The 19,799-nt window shown below is 57.2% G+C and carries 16 protein-coding genes; 11 read left to right on the top strand and 5 right to left on the bottom strand.

Annotation, left to right across the window (positions count from 1 at the left end; translation table 11 throughout):
- The 7 genes from neuC to UM93_RS07575 all read left to right on the top strand — a co-directional run bounded on the left by neuC (position 1) and on the right by UM93_RS07575 (position 6,958).
- Positions 1–1,170, top strand: a complete 1,170-nt coding sequence (gene neuC, locus UM93_RS07605) for a UDP-N-acetylglucosamine 2-epimerase (RefSeq protein WP_045074767.1) — start codon at positions 1–3, stop codon at positions 1,168–1,170.
- Entirely contained in the window at positions 1,167–2,225 is a 1,059-nt protein-coding gene (locus UM93_RS07600) for a sugar phosphate nucleotidyltransferase (RefSeq protein ID WP_045074766.1), read from the top strand. The genes neuC and UM93_RS07600 overlap by 4 nt, the downstream gene beginning before the upstream one ends.
- Positions 2,226–2,231: 6 nt before the next feature.
- On the top strand, positions 2,232–3,239 hold the full coding sequence (locus tag UM93_RS07595) for an SDR family NAD(P)-dependent oxidoreductase (RefSeq protein WP_045074764.1): 1,008 nt from the start codon (positions 2,232–2,234) through the stop codon (positions 3,237–3,239).
- A 15-nt stretch (positions 3,240–3,254) separates the two neighbouring features.
- On the top strand, positions 3,255–4,409 hold the full coding sequence (locus UM93_RS07590) for an aminotransferase class I/II-fold pyridoxal phosphate-dependent enzyme (protein WP_045074763.1): 1,155 nt from the start codon (positions 3,255–3,257) through the stop codon (positions 4,407–4,409).
- Entirely contained in the window at positions 4,402–5,835 is a 1,434-nt protein-coding gene (locus UM93_RS07585; RefSeq protein WP_045074761.1) for a polysaccharide biosynthesis protein, read from the top strand. Before UM93_RS07590 ends, UM93_RS07585 begins: the two co-directional genes overlap by 8 nt.
- Before the next feature lie 78 nt (positions 5,836–5,913).
- On the top strand, positions 5,914–6,579 hold the full coding sequence (locus UM93_RS07580) for a glycosyltransferase family 2 protein (protein WP_234399404.1): 666 nt from the start codon (positions 5,914–5,916) through the stop codon (positions 6,577–6,579).
- Between the two features lie 4 nt (positions 6,580–6,583).
- Complete coding sequence (locus UM93_RS07575) at positions 6,584–6,958, top strand: DUF2304 domain-containing protein (protein WP_045074758.1); 375 nt, start codon at positions 6,584–6,586, stop codon at positions 6,956–6,958.
- A gap of 33 nt (positions 6,959–6,991) precedes the next feature.
- Here the strand turns inward: UM93_RS07575 and UM93_RS17095 are convergent, their stop codons facing one another.
- The 5 genes from UM93_RS17095 to UM93_RS07545 form a co-directional block, all read right to left on the bottom strand.
- A complete protein-coding gene (locus UM93_RS17095; RefSeq protein ID WP_052663678.1) occupies positions 6,992–9,490 on the bottom strand; it encodes a GH25 family lysozyme in 2,499 nt (832 codons plus the stop codon).
- Positions 9,491–9,801: 311 nt separating this feature from the next.
- Positions 9,802–11,088, bottom strand: a complete 1,287-nt coding sequence (locus tag UM93_RS07565) for an FG-GAP repeat domain-containing protein (protein WP_157874117.1) — start codon at positions 11,086–11,088, stop codon at positions 9,802–9,804.
- Positions 11,089–11,111: 23 nt separating this feature from the next.
- Positions 11,112–12,380: a VCBS repeat domain-containing M23 family metallopeptidase gene (locus UM93_RS07560; protein ID WP_045074755.1), complete on the bottom strand. Its 1,269-nt coding sequence runs from the start codon at positions 12,378–12,380 to the stop codon at positions 11,112–11,114.
- Between the two features lie 708 nt (positions 12,381–13,088).
- Entirely contained in the window at positions 13,089–14,858 is a 1,770-nt protein-coding gene (locus UM93_RS17090; protein ID WP_052663677.1) for a family 43 glycosylhydrolase, read from the bottom strand.
- 232 nt (positions 14,859–15,090) lie between these two features.
- Entirely contained in the window at positions 15,091–16,290 is a 1,200-nt protein-coding gene (locus UM93_RS07545) for an MFS transporter (protein ID WP_045074754.1), read from the bottom strand.
- A 54-nt stretch (positions 16,291–16,344) separates the two neighbouring features.
- Between UM93_RS07545 and UM93_RS07540 the strand changes: the two genes are divergently transcribed.
- The 4 genes from UM93_RS07540 to UM93_RS07525 all read left to right on the top strand — a co-directional run bounded on the left by UM93_RS07540 (position 16,345) and on the right by UM93_RS07525 (position 19,785).
- The gene (locus UM93_RS07540) at positions 16,345–16,653 is read left to right on the top strand and encodes an ArsR/SmtB family transcription factor (protein WP_045074752.1); all 309 of its coding nucleotides are present in this window, start codon (positions 16,345–16,347) and stop codon (positions 16,651–16,653) included.
- Positions 16,654–16,769: 116 nt separating this feature from the next.
- A complete protein-coding gene (locus UM93_RS07535) occupies positions 16,770–17,993 on the top strand; it encodes a TadA family conjugal transfer-associated ATPase (RefSeq protein WP_045074751.1) in 1,224 nt (407 codons plus the stop codon).
- Positions 17,993–18,847 (top strand): type II secretion system F family protein, encoded by an 855-nt coding sequence (locus tag UM93_RS07530; RefSeq protein ID WP_045074749.1) that lies wholly within the window; start codon positions 17,993–17,995, stop codon positions 18,845–18,847. Before UM93_RS07535 ends, UM93_RS07530 begins: the two co-directional genes overlap by 1 nt.
- Positions 18,844–19,785 (top strand): type II secretion system F family protein, encoded by a 942-nt coding sequence (locus UM93_RS07525; protein ID WP_045074748.1) that lies wholly within the window; start codon positions 18,844–18,846, stop codon positions 19,783–19,785. The genes UM93_RS07530 and UM93_RS07525 overlap by 4 nt, the downstream gene beginning before the upstream one ends.
- Positions 19,786–19,799 lie beyond the last annotated feature (14 nt).

Genomic DNA, 19,799 nt, shown 5'->3' with positions numbered 1-19,799 from the left:
ATGCGGGTTTTGGCTTTTGCCGGCACTCGGGCTGATCTCTTTCCGCTCGGTCCGGTACTGGAATCACTCGCCACCGACCCCAGCGTCGAGTTGCACATCGTGACCGCCATTGGCTTTGAACCCGGAACCGCCGAGGAACGGATTCAGCAAGCTGGAGTGCCCGCCGGAAGCTTCACACACCATGATCTGGGGCTCTATCTGCAGAGCGCTACCGCAGCCGAGCAGCTTCGCCTCGGACCTTTGCTCTCCGAACAGATCGCTACGCTATTGCCGCGGATTGCTGCGGAGGCTGTTGTGGTGCTGGGGGATCGCTGGGAACTGCTTTATTTGCTGCCGCCCGTGGTGATCAGCGGGGTCCGGCTGATCCATCTACACGGAGGTGAGGTCACCGAAGGAGCGCTTGACGAAAGAGTGCGACACGCCGTCACTAAGCTAGCTGATCAGCATTGTGTCAGTACCGACGGTTCAGCTCGGAGGGTCGCGCAATTGGGCGAGGCAGCGGAGCGTATCCATCGTACCGGGGCGCCAGGACTGGACCGGTTCCGAGAGCAACAGCCCTTAACCGCTCAAGAGTTCGAAGCTGAGTTCGGCCAGCCACTGCGTCAGCCACTGCTACTAGTCACCTATCACCCGCCGACCGCCGGCGGTGTGGGTCGCCCCGGCGAATTGGCGCGCCAGGTCTTTGAAGCGGCAATCGCGGCGGCTAAGACCGTGATCCTGACTTATCCGGGATTCGACGCGGGCCGGGACGAAATCATCGCCGAGTTGCAGCGGCTCAATGCCCAGCAGCTGACCGGCGTGGTGGTGCGGGAGAGCCTTGGGCCGCTTTATCCGCGGGTGATGGCCACCGCCCAGGCGATGATTGGAAATTCTTCCTCGGGAATACTGGAAGCAGCAAGTTTCCAGATGCCGGTGGTTGACGTTGGTGAGCGGCAGAGAGGCCGTGAACACGGGGCCAATGTGCTGCACAGCTCGGATGATCCCGCCGCCTTACAAGCTACTATTGAGAAGGCCTTGAGTTCAGACTTTCAGCAATTCTGCCAGAGCGTGATCAATCCTTATGGTGATTCGCATGCCGCCGAACGCATCAGCCAGGTGGTTCTGGCCAGCGGGGAGCAGGCTCTGAGTAAGGCTTTTGTTGATTGTGACGCTAGGAAAGTAGATCTATGAGTATCGACGGCTCACTTGCCAAGGTGTGCATTGCGCCCGACGCGACTGTCCGCCAAGCGCTGGAAGCCATCGACCTCGGCGCCTCCGCGATCGCCTTGGTCATTGATGAGCAGGAATCCCTGCTCGGCGTGGTGACAGATGGTGACATTCGTCGCGGACTGCTTAAGGGAGCGAGTTTAGAAGGTCCGATTATTGACTACGCCAATAATCGACCGCATACCGCACTTCCATCGACTAGCCGCGCAGCGGTGTTAGATACCATGCGCAGCCTGCGGATCAGCGAGCTTCCAGTGGTTAACGCCGAAGGAAAGCTGGTGGGCCTACACACCCTGACCGATATCGTCGGCCGTCGCAAGCTGGACAATATCGCCGTGATCATGGCTGGCGGTAAGGGGACCCGGCTGGGGGCGCTCACCAAAGAGACGCCTAAGCCGCTGATGACAGTGGCGGATCGCAGCATTATTGAGTGGATCATTCTCGGCTTGGTGGAGTCGGGAATCACCCGGATCTACGTCTCAGTGGCTTATTTGGCTGAGAAAATCATCGCCCAGTTGGGCGACGGCTCGGCACTCGGCTGTCAGATCAGCTATCTGCATGAGGACCCCGAGAAGCCGCTTAACACTGCCGGTGCGCTGGGTATCCTGCGACACGAAGTGGCTGATATTTCAGAGCCGGTGATTGTCACCAATGCGGATCTGATGGTTCAGTATTCGGCCGCAGACCTGCTGGCTTTCCACGCTGCGCAGGGTGCCGCCGTCACGGTCGCTGCGCGCCCTTATGTCCACCAAGTGCCCTTCGGGGTGCTTGAAGTCTCGGCTGACCGCAAGATCTCCGGTGTGGTAGAAAAACCGAATCTGGAATTCGAAATCAGCACTGGGATCTATGCGGTATCTCCGGAAGCTCTGGACATGGTGCCGTACCTCGAACCCTTCTCGATGCCTGATCTGGTCAATTCTTGTTTGGCAGAGTCGAAGACTGTGGCCGCGTGGCCGATAGAATCTGACTGGATCGACGTTGGAACACCCAAAGACCTGGCAACTGCGAAAGGCCAATAGTTACTCATGGAATATCAGAATCTCGCCGGTAAGACTGTCGTTGTCACCGGAGCGGACGGCTTTATTGGCAGCCACGTCACTCAGCGTCTCATCGCCGAAGGCGCCAAGGTCAGGGCGTTATGCGTCTACAACTCGAATGGCTCCTTCGGCTGGCTCGATGATCTGAGCGCGGAGGAGCGGGATGCCGTCGATTTGCGGCTGGGCGATGTTCGTGACGCCGAATTCGTCTCTGATTTAGTCAAGGGTGCGGATGTGGTCCTTCACCTCGCTGCGCTGATCGCCATTCCATACTCCTACCAGGCTCCGCGTTCCTATGTAGAAACCAATGTGGTTGGTACCCTCAATGTGCTTGAAGCGGTACGCCGTCATGATGTTGCCCGGCTGGTGAACACCTCCACCTCGGAAGTCTATGGCACGCCTAAGACGGTGCCGATCACGATTGAGAACGAGCTGCGTGGGCAATCTCCTTACAGTGCCACCAAGATCGCCGCCGATAAACTCTGCGAGGCTTGGGCAAGTTCATTCGAGACGCCGGTTTTGGTGCTCCGGCCGTTCAATACCTTCGGTCCTCGTCAGTCTGCACGTGCAGTGATCCCGACCGTGCTGCAGCAAATGCTCGGTGGTGTCGAGAAGATTCACCTCGGCTCGCTCACGCCGCGTCGTGACTTCACCTTCGTCGCTGACACAGCCGATGGCTTCATTAAGGCCGCTAGCGCTCAGATTCCCTTGCAGGGACAGGTCATTCAACTGGGTACTGGTCGCGATGTGAGTATTGGCGAACTTGTTGAGATGGCCCGAAAGGTGACCGGTTCCACCGCCGAGATCATCACCGAAGAGGTCCGGGTACGTCCGGAGGCTAGCGAAGTGATGCACTTGCTTTCAGATCCGGCTCAGGCGCTGGCCGAATTGGGCTGGGCACCACAAACCAGCCTGGAAGACGGCTTGCGACAGTCAGCAGACTGGATTGCTGCCAGGGGAGTCGACCTCTCTACTGCCACTAAGTACTCGCGATAGCCCAGGAAGGTAACTGTGACTGAACGAATTCCGCTGGCGATCCCGAATATCGGCGATCGGGAAATTGAGCTGGTCAACGAAGCGGTGCGCAGCGGCTTTGTCTCCTCAGTAGGACGTTTCGTCTCTGAGTTCGAGACTCAGTTCGCCGAGTATGTCGGGGCGAAATACGCGGTTGCCTGCGCTTCCGGGACAGCGGCTCTACACATTGCGATGCGGCTTGCTGGCGTGCAACCTGGAGACTTGGTCGCGGTCTCAGACTTCACCTTCATGGCTAGCTCGAACGCTGCCTCCTATCAGTTCGCCGAGCTGCTTCTGGTTGATTCCGAGCCTGAGTCTTGGAGCATGGATGTGGTGAAGCTGCGGGCCGAGTTGGAACGACGCAAAGCAGCTGGCGAGAAACTACCTAAAGTCATTGAGATCGTGCATATTCTCGGTCAGCCGGCAGATGCCCACGCGGTTATTGAACTTGCCGCTGAGTATGGCATCACCGTGATCGAAGATGCCGCAGAAGCGCTTGGCGCGGTCTGGACCGAGGGGCCGCTCGCAGGCAAGCACGTCGGCACAGTGGGACAGATGGGTGCCTATTCCTTCAACGGGAATAAGATCATCACCACCGGCGGCGGCGGCATGTTCACCACCGATGATGAAGCCCTAGCGCAGCGGGCCAAGCACCTATCGACTCAGGCTCGGCTGCCTGATCGTGGTTATTTGCACGACGAGATTGGCTTCAACTATCGGCTTACCAATGTCGCGGCGGCGCTCGGGATCGCCCAGCTGGAACGTTTGGACGAATTCGTGGCAACCAAACGTGCCATCGCACGACGCTACAATGAGGCTTTTGCGGGCACCGATATTCAGACCCCACCTGATTTGCCGGGTAAAGAATCTACCTACTGGCTTTACTCGATCCAGGTGCCTGCTTCCCGCGGTGAACATGCCCGGGATGAACTGCAGGACTTCCTCGCAGAGGTTGATATTGAGTCTCGCTCGCTATGGCGTCCGCTACATATGCAGCCCCCGCTCAAAGCTGAAGCGGTTATCGGCGGTGAGGTAGGCGAAGATCTCTTCGCGCGTGGCCTTTCACTACCGTGTTCGACCGATCTCACCGAGTCAGATCAGGATCGAGTAATCAAGCGGGTACTGGAATGGATTCAACTCGCAGGTGAGTAGTCTCGAGGAGGGGACTAGCCCGGCGTCGGGGGCTGGCCCTGTCAAGACCGGCCGCAATTCGATTCTGTATTTGGTCGGGGCCCTCATGCAGGGTCTGGGAATGGTGCTAGTGCAGCCCTTCGCCATCCGAATGCTGAATAACGATGCGCAATGGCAAGAACTTTACCTTTCAGTGTCGGTAATTCAGATCGGCGTGGTGCTGGCTAGCGCTGGGCTGCCGCTGGCCATTACCAAAGCCTGGTTTGCTCCGGACGGTCATGCCAAGGCTAGGGCGATTAGCGGGTTCCTCTGCGCTGTCGGGCTACTTCTTGGCTTGCTTGCTGGCCTGGTTTGCTGGTTCTTAATGGCAGGCTCAGGTGAGTCGCTGAGCTTCACCATCGCCCTGGTATCAATGGGACTTTTGGCCAGCGTCTTAGCCGGGCAAGCGATTCTGAGAGCCCAGGAACGCCCCGTGGTCTTTGTGCTGCTCAGCATTGGCTCCTCGGTTTTTGCCTATCTGGTTGGCTTGCTGGCGATGCTGCTGATGGGTGCCAAGGCAAGTAATTTCATGGTGGGATTCGGGCTTGCCGTGCTGCTGACCGCAGCTGCCGCTGTGCTGCTGACCCGGCCGACCTCCCCTTTTGCGGTTTCCGGTGCCGCGAAGGAAGCACTCAAGATCGGTCTGCCGGTACTGCCGCACACCGGTGCTTTGATGCTGATGACTCAAGGAGCGGCGTTTCTTTTGGCCGCGGTTGCGGTACGCGGAGTCTCCGGTGACTGGGGCAAGGTGCAGATCTTCGTCTTGGGGACTATCACCTTGCTCGGAGCGCTCAACAATGCCTGGGTGCCTGCCATTATGTCGGTGAGTGGACAGCAGCGGGTGGAAAGAATGCGCAGCACGATGCGGACCGCGAGCATAGCGGGGCTGGGAATCGTCGTGGTCGCCGCCGCTGGCGCCAATGTAGTCACCCACATTATTGCGGTGGGACGCGAAGACCTGATCCCGGTAGCGCAAATCATGCCGTTGGTGGCGATGGGGTATCTGCTCTACCTCAATGCCTCAACCCTGCTTTTTGCCGACTCGATGACTTGGCTGCTGGCGATTGTCACGCCGGTTGTCCTGCTAATCGGGGTGGGAGTTACCTATTTCCCGGCCAGCCAGGGGAATCTGGTCGCCGTCGCAGTAGCTTTAGTTATTTCGTTTTTCCTGCTTGGTGTCGGCTATTTCGTGGTCTCCTGGCGGAGGGCTCGTGGCGGATGGTCGCTATTGGTATTCGCGATATGTTCGTTGGCCGCGGCCGGGTATGTGCTATTGCTATTGATGCTGCCACGCGACATCATCACCGGATTGCTGACCATCGTGGTGGTGGGGGTATTGCTTTGTCTAGGGTTCTTAGCCTGGCGGTTAAAAAAACGCATGGCCAGGCGGATACGGTCGACTCCTTAGCTCACTCCTTAGCCCAGCACGGCTGGCCGTGAGGTCGGCGTGTGGGGTGAAAGAGCCTTGGTATGAAATACTTATCCGGTGAGTCGCACTTGGATTGTCATCCCGATGTACAACGAAGCTACCGTCGTCGGCACTGTCATTGAGGGCTTGCGCGAAGTTTTTCCCCATGTCGTCTGCATTGACGATGGCAGTAGCGACGGCTCGCAGAAAGTGGCCCGTGAGGCTGGCGCTGTAGTGGTACAGCACCCGATTAACCTTGGTCAGGGCGCCGCGCTGCAGACTGGCTTGGAATTCGCTTTGCAGGACCCTGAGCTGGACTGCATTATCACCTTTGACGCAGATGGGCAGCACCGCGTTGAAGATGCTCAGGCGATGGCGCAACGGATTATTTCTGGCGAGGCGGAGGTCGTTCTGGGCTCTCGGTTCCTTGACGATCGGACTAAATTATCTGCGGCGAAAAGACTTGTGCTGCGCACCGCGGCTATTCAATCTCGCTTTTCCACTGGAATGGCGCTAACCGACGCGCACAACGGCTTGCGAGCTTTCAGTCCTCAGGTGGCTAAGGGCATCCATTTACAGCAGAACCGAATGGCGCATGCTTCTGAACTTGTTCACCAGTTGGCCGAAATGAAACCGCATTGGGTTGAGCATCCGGTGGAGATCATCTATACCGAGTACTCCAAATCCAAAGGGCAGTCCTTGCTGAACTCAGTCAATATTCTCGCAGAACTCTTCTTTAGGTGACATTGTGCAAATAGCCGTCCAAATCGTACTCGTTGTCGCCGTCGTTCTGGGCTCCCTGGTATTAATGCGGGGCGGGTCGAACGCCAGGCATCTTGCGGTGCGTCGAATCATGGTGATGCTCTTCGCGTTGCTGGCTGCATTTTCCATTTTCTTCCCGGAGATGCTCACCGGCCTGGCGCGTTTCTTCGGTATTGGCCGTGGCACCGACCTAGTGCTCTATGCCTTGGTAGTGAGTTTCCTGGTATTCATGGCGACCACTTACCAGCGTTTCCGGCAAATGGAGTCAACCATGACCAAGCTTTCTCGTAGAATTGCTCTAGATGAGGCTCCGCTGCCAACAGATCAAGACGAAACCTCGGTTCGCGACCCGCAACGCTAAATACGCTGACGACTGCGAGCCCGGTAGATTTCTCTAGCGAACCGCTACCCCAGTACTACTCCAGGTCATTGTGCCGCCCTGGAATTTCACGGTCTTATAGCCACCGGCAGCGACAGCGGCAGCCAGCGGGTACCCTAACTTACCCATCTGCCAGCCAGCGTTCTTCCAGGCTGCGCGATAAGGCTCATTGACGGCATGGGCTCCCGAGCCCGCCGTCCAGTAGATGTTGCCGCCGGTGAAGGGTTGGTAGCAGCCGTTGCCGTAGAGTCCGCAGGTGACGTTGCCGGTGGGGTAGCCGATGGCTTTTTGCCAGCCGGCTTGTCCCCAGGCGCTGTAGTAGGGTCCGGTGACTGCGTAGGCGTTGGTGGTGGGGGATTTGTAGATGTTGCCGCCGGTGAAGGGTTGGTAGCAGCCGTTGCCGTAGAGTCCGCAGGTGACGTTGCCGGTGGGGTAGCCGATGGCTTTTTGCCAGCCGGCTTGTCCCCAGGCGCTGTAGTAGGGTCCGGTGACTGCGTAGGCGTTGGTGGTGGGGGATTTGTAGATGTTGCCGCCGGTGAAGGGTTGGTAGCAGCCGTTGCCGTAGAGTCCGCAGGTGACGTTGCCGGTGGGGTAGCCGATGGCTTTTTGCCAGCCGGCTTGTCCCCAGGCGCTGTAGTAGGGTCCGGTGACTGCGTAGGCGTTGGTGGTGGGGGATTTGTAGATGTTGCCGCCGGTGAAGGGTTGGTAGCAGCCGTTGCCGTAGAGTCCGCAGGTGACGTTGCCGGTGGGGTAGCCGATGGCTTTTTGCCAGCCGGCTTGTCCCCAGGCGCTGTAGTAGGGTCCGGTGACTGCGTAGGCGTTGGTGGTGGGGGATTTGTAGATGTTGCCGCCGGTGAAGGGTTGGTAGCAGCCGTTGCCGTAGAGTCCGCAGGTGACGTTGCCGGTGGGGTAGCCGATGGCTTTTTGCCAGCCGGCTTGTCCCCAGGCGCTGTAGTAGGGTCCGGTGACTGCGTAGGCGTTGGTGGTGGGGGATTTGTAGATGTTGCCGCCGGTGAAGGGTTGGTAGCAGCCGTTGCCGTAGAGTCCGCAGGTGACGTTGCCGGTGGGGTAGCCGATGGCTTTTTGCCAGCCGGCTTGTCCCCAGGCGCTGTAGTAGGGTCCGGTGACTGCGTAGGCGTTGGTGGTGGGGGATTTGTAGATGTTGCCGCCGGTGAAGGGTTGGTAGCAGCCGTTGCCGTAGAGTCCGCAGGTGACGTTGCCGGTGGGGTAGCCGATGGCTTTTTGCCAGCCGGCTTGTCCCCAGGCGCTGTAGTAGGGTCCGGTGACTGCGTAAGCACCAGTGGCTGCACTCCAGTAAATATTTCCATTGGCATATTGTTGGTAGCAGCCACCGCCGTAAAGTCCGCAAATATCGCTGCCGGAAATGGCGGCCCCCAGGCTGCCGGCGGCACCTCCCATGGCTTGCCAGCGTGCGGTAATCGCGCCCTTTGAACCGGTTGTTGCACCGGTGGCGAAGACCTTGAGGTTTTCGTAAGTGCCGTTCCAAACATTGGAGTCGCCCGCAGTTGGTCCGGTTGAGCTATATTGCCAGATGCTGTACTGACTCCAGCCAGCGGGCAATGATCCAGGCCCAATGTTGTTGTAAGCAGCAATATGGAGTGGTTGGTTGCCAAAAGCACTGCTATTGCCGGTGCAACGAGACCACCAGTCAGCGGTGGTGTAGATCGCAGGCAGCCTGCCGGTTTTGGCGAGCATAGCCTTGGAGAACTCCTGAAGCCAGGCGACCATCCTACTACCGGCCATGTTGTAGCAAGTATCGCCCAAATTCGAGTAAGGATTGTATTCAATGTCCAGCAGCGGTGGAAGAGTCTTTCCGTCCGCTGACCAACCTCCGCCATTCGCCACGAACCAGTTGGCCTGAGTCGTCCCGCTCGATTGACTCGGCAACGCGAAATGATAGGCGCCTCGGATCATCCCTGTGGTGTATGAGGAGGTGTATTGCTGGTTGAAGGTGAGCGATGTGGAGTTGGACCCTTCGGTCGCCTTGACGTAGGCGAAACGCGCGCCGCGGTTCCACTCTGCTGACCAATTGACGTTATCAGTTCGTGTGCCGTCGGGATTCGGTGTGCCCTGCCAGCCGGAGACATCTAAGCCGAGTACGCCCCAGTTCGGAATATAAGTATTACCTGCAGCTTCTGGCTGGGCAGCTGCGGCCGCACCGACCGCACCCTGATCCTTCGGTGCTCGCGATAGCAAAGCCGAAGCTGCAGCCTGATCTTGTTTCCAGCCCATTTTGGCACCGTTGGTGCCTTGAGCGGCTTTTAGCTCAGTCTCGGCTGCAGGACTGAGATTGCTGCTTGGCGCAACTGATGGTGTCTGATTCGCGCTGACCAGCGAACTGAGGCTTGACGAGGGTACTTCCGGGCCGGGGGCGGGGGCGGCCTGAGCCACGGCACTGGTTGCCACCAGAGAGACCCCGAGGAGCCCTCCGATGCTGAGAAGCCGGCTAGTGATATTGCAAAAGTCTAGGAAGGGGCTGCGGTTCTTTGTCATTTTTTACTCCGAGTAGCATGGATCCGCTTCCCCCGGAGCGACTCGCCTTAGCTTGGATAGCGTATCACCGGTGTTACTGGTGTGGCCAGAGTTAGTATTGTTACTGAGTATGCCCAAAATGATATCGATTTTTAGCGTTCTCTCGGTGAGGTACCAATTGCCCCCAGAACTTAGTCAGCTAGCTACGTATCGCCAATCCTCTCAATTGCCACCAACGAAGCAGCTAAACTCGCATCCCTAAATGGCTCCGGACAAAGGCAAAGGAGCGGGCCACCCTCAGGGTGGCCCGCTCCTTTGCCTTTGGTGGATGGTTAGTGTCCGGCGATTTTCATGGTGTTCCAGCCGTTGCCGATTTGGCTGGGGGTGCCGAAGGTTGTTCCGGTGATGGGGTAGTAGTGGAGGGTGCCGTCGGTTTTGGTGGCGAGGAGTCCTTTGGTTCCGGTGCCGTTGAAGCTGGTGATGGCTTGGATGCGGATGCCGGTCCAGCCTTGTCCGATTTTTTGGCTTTCGAAGGTGTTGCCGCCGTTTTTGACGTAGGCGATGAGGTCTCCGGTGGAGGCTTGGATGCCGATGACGTCGGTGGCGCCGTCGTTGTTCCAGTCCAGGGTGGTGAAGTCGGAGATGTTGTTCCAGCCGGATCCGATGGTGCGTGGGTTGCCGATTTTGTTGCTGCCGAGGTTGGGGTAGAACAGGAGGGCGCCGGTGTTGGTTTTGGCGATGATGCCGGGGTAGGTGTTGGGGCCGTCGAATTTGGCGATTTGGATGTCGAGGTTGGCCCAGCCGTGGCCGATTTGGAGGGGGTTGTTGAAGCCTCCGTTTGAGCTTCCGTAGTAGATGGTGAGGTTACCGCCGTTGGCTTGGGCGAGGAGGTCTAGGACGCCGTCGTTGTTCCAGTCGGTGACGTGGACGCTTTTGAAGTCTGCCCAGCCTGGTCCGATGAGGTTGGGTGGGGAGACTAGTGGGAGTTTGGCGCCGTAGTTGACGAGTTGGCCGGAAGGATTGATCGCGACCAGCGAGCCAGCATCACCAATCGTCGGCCCACCGAGAGCATTTGAGCGCTGAATCAAAGCTTCAGCGATTGACTGAGCTTGATCGTATCGTTCCGGATAAGCAGACCTTTGCACACTTTGGGCGACCGTTCCAGCACTCCAGCTGGGGTAGTTAGCGGCGTTCGGAATGGCTTGATCGAGGAACTTATTCGTCGCATAGACAACATTGGTGCACTGCGCCACGGTTCCCCAACCAGCAGCTGGCCGCTGCTGAAAGACGCCGACCGAGTCGAGATCCCCACAGTTGAGATTATTAGCGTGTGATTCAACCCAGGCGGTTTCAAACATTGCCAATCGCACGCGGTAGCTGATACCACGTTGATCGCCGATGGATTTCATTGTTTTGAGGACGTTATCGTCAGCGGTCGATGGAACGTAGCAAGCCTCTTCGGTTAGCTGAGCGGAGCTGAGCTCGGTTGCTGGCACATGGTCGCCTACCGTGGGCAGCTCCTCAGCTGCCCCGGCTAGCGGAGCGGGTAGCAGCCCCAAGCCGGAGAGCAGTAGTGCCCCGATCGCAACTCGTGCGGTCATTTCCCTTGAAAATTTCATGATTCTTTGCCTTTGGTGGATGGTTAGTGTCCGGCGATTTTCATGGTGTTCCAGCCGTTGCCGATTTGGCTGGGGGTGCCGAAGGTTGTTCCGGTGATGGGGTAGTAGTGGAGGGTGCCGTCGGTTTTGGTGGCGAGGAGTCCTTTGGTTCCGGTGCCGTTGAAGCTGGTGATGGCTTGGATGCGGATGCCGGTCCAGCCTTGTCCGATTTTTTGGCTTTCGAAGGTGTTGCCGCCGTTTTTGACGTAGGCGATGAGGTCTCCGGTGGAGGCTTGGATGCCGATGACGTCGGTGGCGCCGTCGTTGTTCCAGTCCAGGGTGGTGAAGTCGGAGATGTTGTTCCAGCCGGATCCGATGGTGCGTGGGTTGCCGATTTTGTTGCTGCCGAGGTTGGGGTAGAACAGGAGGGCGCCGGTGTTGGTTTTGGCGATGATGCCGGGGTAGGTGTTGGGGCCGTCGAATTTGGCGATTTGGATGTCGAGGTTGGCCCAGCCGTGGCCGATTTGGAGGGGGTTGTTGAAGCCTCCGTTTGAGCTTCCGTAGTAGATGGTGAGGTTACCGCCGTTGGCTTGGGCGAGGAGGTCTAGGACGCCGTCGTTGTTCCAGTCGGTGACGTGGACGCTTTTGAAGTCTGCCCAGCCTGGTCCGATGAGGTTGGGTGGGGAGACTAGTGGGAGTTTGGCGCCGTAGTTGACGAGTTGGCCGGAAGGATTGATCGCGACCAGCGAGCCAGCATCACCAATCGTCGGCCCACCGCCGGAGTTCTGGCTGGTGATTGACATCCCATTACTGAAACCGCCGGGGTATTCAGCCGTATGCAAAGCGCCACGAGTGGTCAAAGTCGAGCAATAGATGGTGTTCCAATGCAGATGCACGCCGTAGGCCGTGCCGGTGCTGCCCGCGCCACCGAGCAGGGCGCCTCGCCCGACGCTCTGTCCAACCGAGACGTTGACCCAGTTGAGGTGGTTGTACTGTGTGCAGAAATTTCCGCCGTGGTCGATGATGACCTGATTGCCGTTAACTGCGGTAGAGGCATTATTGACAGATCCAGCGGTGACAACGGTCCCAGCGGCTGAGGCAAGGATGGAGTTATTCAACGGCATACCGATGTCCATGGCATAGCCGTTGTACTGATCACCGCCATGTGGATATTGCGTGATGGTGTGAGTTTGTCCAGCGGGGAAAGGCAAATACAGCAGCGGATCGGCCGCTGCTTGTTGAGTGCCGAGTCCGAGCAAGAAGAATGAAACCACCGGTATTGCCGCGAGTAGTTTCCAATGTGCTTTTTTCATTGTGGTCCTCAGTTTTCCGAAGTGACACCAGATCTTCCCTATCAGCAGCTCAGCGGGGACACAGATTCGATGTTCGATGTAGTAATGCTGGCAGGGAAGTGCTTATAAAAGTCGATCAGCGATTGGAAGTTTTTTTGGAAGTGATTGGAATTTTTGGATCCTCAGAAAAAACTTCCAATCACTTCCAGAAAAACTTCCAGTCCCGTGCAGCGAACGGGCGTGCATCATCTGAGATTCTGGAATTACTGCCAGCGCTCGATCTGGTCTTCCCGTTGATTGCGGCTAGGAGACCTCTGTGCGCAGGCGGCGGCTGAAACAGCTGCTGAGGCTTGGACACAATGTTGTTGACCGTGAGAAGAAAGGAAGAAGTCATGAGCTATACCCTTGACCATCGATTCCAGTTTTCTTGCGCAGGCGTATTGGGGGCGGTCGGAGCGAGTCGACGCTTCGACCAGCCAAGTGCCCGAGCCAGCAACACCATTCTCCTCGCTAAAGAATGGTTCTCATCCACTCGCTGAGACAATCACAAGCTGGCCGAAAGGCCACGGTTGCTATGCCCCTAGTACCGTGGCCTTTTGGTCTTTTTATTGATCGGTTCGTGACCGGCTGCCAGAGCGGTGAAACCTGGTGCCCGCCGCTAAAGCTGTGGGCTGGTGTCCCTCAATAACCGAGACACCAGCCCACAGAACGAAAAGTTAACTAAGACTGCTAGCTAGTGGGGTTAATATTTTCGCCGCCGGCAATGAGGTAGTTGCCCCAGCCCGGGCCAATCAGCTGGGGCGCACCCCAACGGCGATTCTGTTGAATGGGATAGTAATAAATTTCGCCGGTTTGGTTCCTCGCAGTGACACCAATGCTGTTGATCCCCTGGAAGCCTGAACGCAGACTGACGCTAGTCATGTTCTGCCAACCTGAGCCGATCACAGTGCGGGTCTCTGAGATAAAGGCTCCGGCACCATTTGAGCGATATAAGCGCATCGCACCATCGCTACTTTGAGCTAATAGATCCTGATTGCCGTCACCGTCGAAATCGACCATGGTGGTGTTCAGGCTGCCCCAACCTTGGCCGATCTGAGTGGGGTCACTTAGTGCGGTGCCATTGGTGTTGTGCCAGAGCCGCATGATCCCGCTGCTTTCTTTACTCAGCAACTGCGGGTATTTGCTGCCTTTGATCCAATAGCCGATCGTCAGCTGCACATCGGCCCAGCCTTGAGCGGAAAGAACAGGACCAGTACTGAAGCCACCACCAGAGGAGCCAAGGTAGACATTGACCTTGCCGTTATTCCACTGGGCTACCAGATCTAGTACGCCGTCGGCATTCCAGTCAATGACCTTGATCGATCGCACTCCGGTCCAGCCCTGCCCAATCTGGACTCTGCCAGCGAATTGACCGTCACCACGTGCCGGGTAGTTCCAGAGAATGCCGTCGGAGTCCGCCGCCACGAGATCGCCAGCGGACTTCACTGAAGCTGCTGAAGCACCGACGGCAGTCGGCAGTACCGGGTAACCATTGGTCCAGGAAATTGGTGTGGCGAACATTGAACGCGCGGCACCGGAGTTAGTCCAACCATGCAACATGAGGACATCGCCCTGTGCAGAAGTGACCACATCTTGTCCGCCTGGGCCGACAACGGCCCGGCCATTTGACTGGGTGGTCATTAAGGACTGGCTCGACTTGGTGTACGGACCGCGGATTGAACTAGAAATCCCGTAGGAGATGTTGTAGCTGGAGTTACCGCCGTCATAGGTATAGATGCCGCCCGAATAGAGCAAGACGTACTTGCTGTCCCGCTTGACCAAGGTCGGGGCTTCGATATTGCCATGCTCGCTGGCGGCACCACTACTCAATAGCAGGCTCCGGCTTCCGATCAGCGTGACCCCGTCGTCGGCAACCTGCTGTAGGTAGAGCCGAGTGGGTAGATTAGTGGTGACGCCGTCTGTCTTATAGAGCAAGTAGCGCTTGCCGTCGGTGTCTACGAAGCTCGCTGGATCGATGCTGCCACCTTCGCTGTACTGGCAGAACAACGGCGCAGCGGCGGTGGAGACGAAGGGCCCACGCGGCGAAGCCGAAGTGGCCGCGCCGATGCAGTGCCTTCCAGGGCTGATGCTCTTCGCGGCGAAGTACATCAGGAAGCTGCCATCCTTGAGCTCAGTGACATCGGGTGCCCACATCCAACCACCGCTCTGTACTGCCCAGGCAGGACGCTTCGGCAAAGCGTTGCCCTGCATACTCCATGGCCCGTAGGGCGAGGAGGAAGTAGCGAATGGTATGTTTCCGGCATTCGAATTTGTTGAGTATGCGTAATAGGTGGAGCCAACCTGAAGCACATCGGGATCGGGGAAGTCACCTGATATCACCAATTTCGGTGATTGGGCTGCCTGTGCGCCGGGCGCCGCTGCCAACGACAGGGCTGCTGTGGCGAATAACGCCGTGGCCAATATGCCGCTGAGCGTTTTCAAACGTTGTAATCGTTTCATTAATTTCTTTCCCTTCCTTCAAACTGCAGGGTGCGGGTCTCATCGGGAAGCAATTGAGCCGTTGAACGAGATGAACCGCTGATATCAACCAGCCTGGCAGATGGTGCTCGGCAATTTGCCGCCTCGGATTGGAAGTTTTTCTGGAAGTGTTTGGAACTTTGACTTATCGGTTTGCTCACCAATTGACCCCGCGCCCCGGCGTCGCTGAAAAGTGGGAGATATCTGGGAGATACTAAGAGGGGTCCTCGGTGCGGCCTGAGTGTTCCTGCGGGTGCTTGGCAGTGGTGCGCTCGGGGGCGAGTGCGAAAACTAGGCCGAGCGTGACCACGGCGGTTATCGCTGCTGCGGGCGCGAGCCAGCCCGTCGGACTGCCTGCCAGTACCAGCCCGCCAAGGCCCGCACCGACAGCAGAGCCGATGTAGCTAGCAGACCCGTTGAATCCCAGGGCTATCGGGGCCAGGTCTGGGATAAGGCTGAATAACCGCTGTTGCTGCGGAACGATGAGCACCCCGACGCATCCGCCGAGAAGAAGAAGTGACAGGGACGCCAGTACCGATGACTGCTGAGTGACGCTGAGTAGGATAAGGACTAGCGGCGTGGCGATAGCTCCGCCGAGGAAGGTGGGCCAGTCCCCGAACCGGGTAATCAGCGGGACAACTAGACGCGTGCCGATGACCTGTCCGGCGCCGAAACAGAGCATGGCAATAATGATCATGCCGCCGCTGTCGGGCACGATGCTCGGCAGGTAGCTCAATATCAGGTAGGCGGGAGTCAGTGCTAGCAGTGTGCTGATAAGCAGCCTGAGCACCGCGCTCTGGCGTAGTGCGGCAAGCCGCGTTCGAAACCCAATGGCCGCGATCTTCACTTTAGGTAAGCTGCCGAGCAGTGCGCCTACCAGAAGCGCTAGCACCAATAGCAGCCAGATTGAGGCGCGCCAGCCGAGCCAAGATCCGATCGCGACGCCGAATGGCAGTCCAGCTACTAATGAAAGTGAAGTTCCTAGGGCAACTGCCGCGAGATTGCGTGGCCGAGTGGTTTCGGAGGCCAACACGCCAGCAACAGCGTAGGCGTTAGCTTGAAAAGTTGCTGCGCCGAGGGCGGCAACTATCCGGCCAACTGCCACCATGACAAAGGAACTACCGGCCGCTTGAAACAGCATTCCCGCCGCAAAGATTGCCATTCCTAGTACTAGCAGGCGGCGACGTTCCCATCGTCCGGTGAGTATCGCAATCATGGGTGAGGCAACCGCATATACGAGTGCGAAGAGTGTCGTTAGTTGTCCGGCCTGCGCAATGCTGACCCCGAGCTCGTTTGCCAGCTGTGGCAGTAAGCCAGCGAGGACAAAACCGTCGATGCCCAGCACGAAGGGTCCGGCGGCGAGGGTCCAGAGCTGGGCGGGTCCAAGATAATTAGATGATTGTCGAAGTGACATGGGTCGATGTTATGGCGATAATTAGATAATAGTCAAACTATTAGGGAGGCCTACGTGGACAACTTGAGTCAGCCGTCGGTGCAAGAGATCGACTTGGTAAGTGTCTTAGCTGCGCTGGCCGATCCGGTGCGGCTGGCGATTATGCGAGCCCTGTATCGGGATGAAGGACCGATTGATTGCAGTATTGTGGCAGCAGATATCAAGCTCACCCCGGCAACCGTTTCCCACCATTGGCGGGTACTTCGGCAAGCCGGGCTGACCGCAACCACTAAGCACGGCCGCAGTCGCAAGGTCGAGGTCAGGCGAGCCGATTTAGCTAATAGATTCCCCGGCTTGCTTGAAGCGACACTTGCTATCGACTAGGCCGTAAGGCGCCGATGGTCGTAGAGGTTTTCCACAATTAAAAATTTCTCTTGGCGAATCGAATTAATTGATTTACGATCTTTTCACATCATTAATCGGAGCTAAGGAACTCCTGGATGACTGCATTGGATATTATTGAAAATGAAGTTCGGGAGTTAATCAAGCGCCGAGGCCTAGACCCGATGCGACAGCTCGCCGAGGTGCAAGGGCTTATTGATGCCGTGCTTGAAGACTATAGCCAACGCTCATTACTCGGTGCTGTTCCACCGGTTACTGGGATTGCTCAAATCCGGAAAACGATTATTGACTCACTGTCCGGATTCGGTCGCTTGCAGCCCTATCTTGACGATCCTGCGGTTGAGGAAATATGGATTAATTCTCCCCAACAGGTTTATATCGCCAAAAATGGCGCTGCGGAACTCACCTCGCTGACCTTTTCAGCTCAGGAAGTCAAGGACCTCGTGGAGCGAATGCTCAAGTCTTCCGGGCGTCGTCTTGATCTCAGCAGCCCTTTTGTTGACGCGGCCCTTCCTGATGGTTCTCGGCTACATGTGGTGATTCCCGAAATAACCCGGGAGCATTGGGCCATCAATATTCGGAAATTCGTGGTGCGGGCTAATCGCTTAGAAAATCTCGTTGAGCTAGGAACTCTTAGTTCTGAGGCCTCTCGTTTTTTGAGCGCTGCTGTGGTTGCCGGGCTCAATATCCTGGTATCGGGTGCCACTCAGGCCGGCAAAACAACGCTGTTGAACTGTCTCGCCAGTGGTATTGGCCCGCGAGAACGGGTGGTCACCGTTGAGGAAGTCTTTGAATTGCAGTTTCCAATTCGTGATGTGGTGGCAATGCAGTGCCGTCAGTCGAATTTAGAAGGGCAAGGTGTTGTCCCGTTGCGCAGGCTGGTGAAAGAAGCGCTCAGAATGCGCCCCGACCGCCTGATTGTTGGGGAAGTTCGTGAGGCGGAGAGTCTCGATATGTTGATTGCGCTGAATTCTGGATTACCCGGAATGTGCACGATACACGCAAATTCGGCGCATGACGCAGTCATAAAGCTCTGCACTTTGCCGCTGCTAGCAGGGGTAAATATCACTTCGGATTTTGTAGTTCCCACGGTGGCTTCCTGCATTGATTTAGTAGTGCACTGCCAGAGGTCGGCTCGTGGTCTAAGACAAGTAACGGAGATCATCTCACTTAGTGGCAGGGTGGAAGGGAAGGTCATTGAAAGTTCTCCTATTTTCCGTCGACAGGGTGGCGAGTTAACTATTGTTGCCAACTCAATGCCGGCCGCGCAGAAGTTCGCCGCCGCCGGGTACCAGGTATCTGCTTTACTGGCGGCAAGCTGATGAGCATCTTAGCTGGCCTGTTGTTAGGCGCCGGATTTTTCTTAATCTGGTGTTCTTTTTGGCCCAGCCACATCGCTTTTGTCCAAGCACCGCAATTTCGGCGGATTAACCAGTTGCTCATTCAGGCTGGTTTGCAGAAGACCACAGCTTTTCGCTTCTTCGCGTCTTGTCTGCTGGCAGGATTCTCGGCTTTTTTGATAGTTATCCTCATCACTCGTTCACCACCAATGAGTGTTTGTTTTGCTGGTTTAGCTGCCTGGCTACCGATTGCGCTAGTGCGACGGCGGGCTAGACGACGCTCAAAGGCGCTTCGGGAGTTATGGCCTGAGGTGGTGGATAATTTACGTTCGGCGGTGCGCGCCGGGCTCAGCATCTCAGAAGCACTGGCGCAGCTGGCGGATCGTGGTCCGGCAGAGTTGAGGAGCTATTTCGCCGATTTTTCTGCCGATTACCGACTTGGTGGTCGGTTCGATCAAGCCCTTGAACGACTCAAAGCGCAATTGGCCGATCCGGTGGCGGATCGAATCATTGAGGCGTTAAAGCTGGCTCGGGATGTTGGCGGCACGGATTTGGGCGGCCTGCTATTCATTCTTAGCAGTTTCCTCAGGGAGAACATTCGGATTCGAGCGGAACTTGAGGCAAAACAGTCCTGGTTAATCAATGCCGCCAAACTTGCCGTGCTGGCACCGTGGCTATTGCTCCTGGTATTGGCTAGCCACCCACAGACCATCCAGGCTTATAACTCGGTCACTGGATGGCTAGTCTTACTGATCGGCCTACTGATCTCAATTATTTGTTATCGCGTGATGCTCAGAATCGGTGCCCTGCCAGAGGAACTGCGAGCCCTGGCATGAATGTGAATACGGCTGTGGGTGTGATCTCCGGGATGGGCATGGGAGCGGGGCTGTGGTTACTCCTTGCGCGATTGCTGTGGAATCGTCGCGGTGATTTCAGCGATCGCATTGCGTCTCAGCTCACTGCCTTAGCACGGCAGTCGAAACTGCTATCCGAAGATTTGCCCGGTGCTGGGGTTCTTGAGCCCCTCGAACGGATCATTCGATTATTGGCTGACGATGCCAGCGGCTGGCTAGCGCGACTGAGGCCAGGGACTGCGGGGCTGGCGCTGAGGCTGGAAAGGGCAGGACGGCCGGAGAATACCTTGTACTTTCGGGCTGTGCAGGTAATTTCAGTCGTTGCCGGTCTGATTGTGGCGAGCGTAGTGCTGATGTTTTACGGTGCGAACGGAGGCTTCAATCTACTACTCGCCTTTTTGGTGACGATCACCGGTGGCATCATGGGCCTTTACGCTCCGGAATGGCTTCTGAATCGGCAGATCCACCGTCGAGAGAGCAGGATGCTGGCCGAGTTCCCAGCCTTAGCCGAACTGATGGCGTTGGCTGTGGGGGCGGGTGAGAGTGTTACGGGTGCCTTAGAGAGAGTCTGTCAAAACTCTGCCGGGCCGCTTGCCAAGGAGTTCAGCCGGATATTAGCCCAAACCAGAACTGGCAGCTCGCTCGCCGACGCACTTTCGGACTTCTCCCGGCGCAGCAGCGTGGCTCCGCTGATTCGTTTCACCGAGGGCTTGGCGATCGGAGTGGAGCGGGGCACCCCGATGGTCGAGGTGCTGCGTGCTCAAGCCCAGGATGTTAGGGAGTTTGCAAAACGGCAGCTCATCGAAAGTGCTGGCAAGAAAGAGATTGCCATGATGGTTCCGCTGGTTTTTGGCATCCTGCCGCTGACTGTCATTTTTGCGGCTTTTCCCGGCCTGCAATTACTCACCTTTGGTCTCTAACCATGGAAGGAACC

It is taken from the genome of Psychromicrobium lacuslunae (genome assembly GCF_000950575.1).
Taxonomy (GTDB): Bacteria; Actinomycetota; Actinomycetes; order Actinomycetales; family Micrococcaceae; genus Renibacterium; species Renibacterium lacuslunae.
The sequence above is the reverse complement of the archived record's forward strand: the minus strand, read 5'-3'. Positions and strand labels throughout refer to the sequence as shown.

Bases quoted from the DNA above. Each gene is read 5' to 3' on its own strand.
- neuC (WP_045074767.1), top strand. From the start codon at position 1: ATGCGGGTTTTGGCTTTTGCCGGCACTCGGGCTGATCTCTTTCCGCTC.
- UM93_RS07600 (WP_045074766.1), top strand. From the start codon at position 1,167: ATGAGTATCGACGGCTCACTTGCCAAGGTGTGCATTGCGCCCGACGCG.
- UM93_RS07595 (WP_045074764.1), top strand. From the start codon at position 2,232: ATGGAATATCAGAATCTCGCCGGTAAGACTGTCGTTGTCACCGGAGCG.
- UM93_RS17095 (WP_052663678.1), bottom strand. From the start codon at position 9,490: ATGACAAAGAACCGCAGCCCCTTCCTAGACTTTTGCAATATCACTAGC.
- UM93_RS07565 (WP_157874117.1), bottom strand. From the start codon at position 11,088: ATGAAATTTTCAAGGGAAATGACCGCACGAGTTGCGATCGGGGCACTA.
- UM93_RS07560 (WP_045074755.1), bottom strand. From the start codon at position 12,380: ATGAAAAAAGCACATTGGAAACTACTCGCGGCAATACCGGTGGTTTCA.
- UM93_RS17090 (WP_052663677.1), bottom strand. From the start codon at position 14,858: ATGAAACGATTACAACGTTTGAAAACGCTCAGCGGCATATTGGCCACG.
- UM93_RS07545 (WP_045074754.1), bottom strand. From the start codon at position 16,290: ATGTCACTTCGACAATCATCTAATTATCTTGGACCCGCCCAGCTCTGG.
- UM93_RS07535 (WP_045074751.1), top strand. From the start codon at position 16,770: ATGACTGCATTGGATATTATTGAAAATGAAGTTCGGGAGTTAATCAAG.
- UM93_RS07530 (WP_045074749.1), top strand. From the start codon at position 17,993: ATGAGCATCTTAGCTGGCCTGTTGTTAGGCGCCGGATTTTTCTTAATC.
- UM93_RS07525 (WP_045074748.1), top strand. From the start codon at position 18,844: ATGAATGTGAATACGGCTGTGGGTGTGATCTCCGGGATGGGCATGGGA.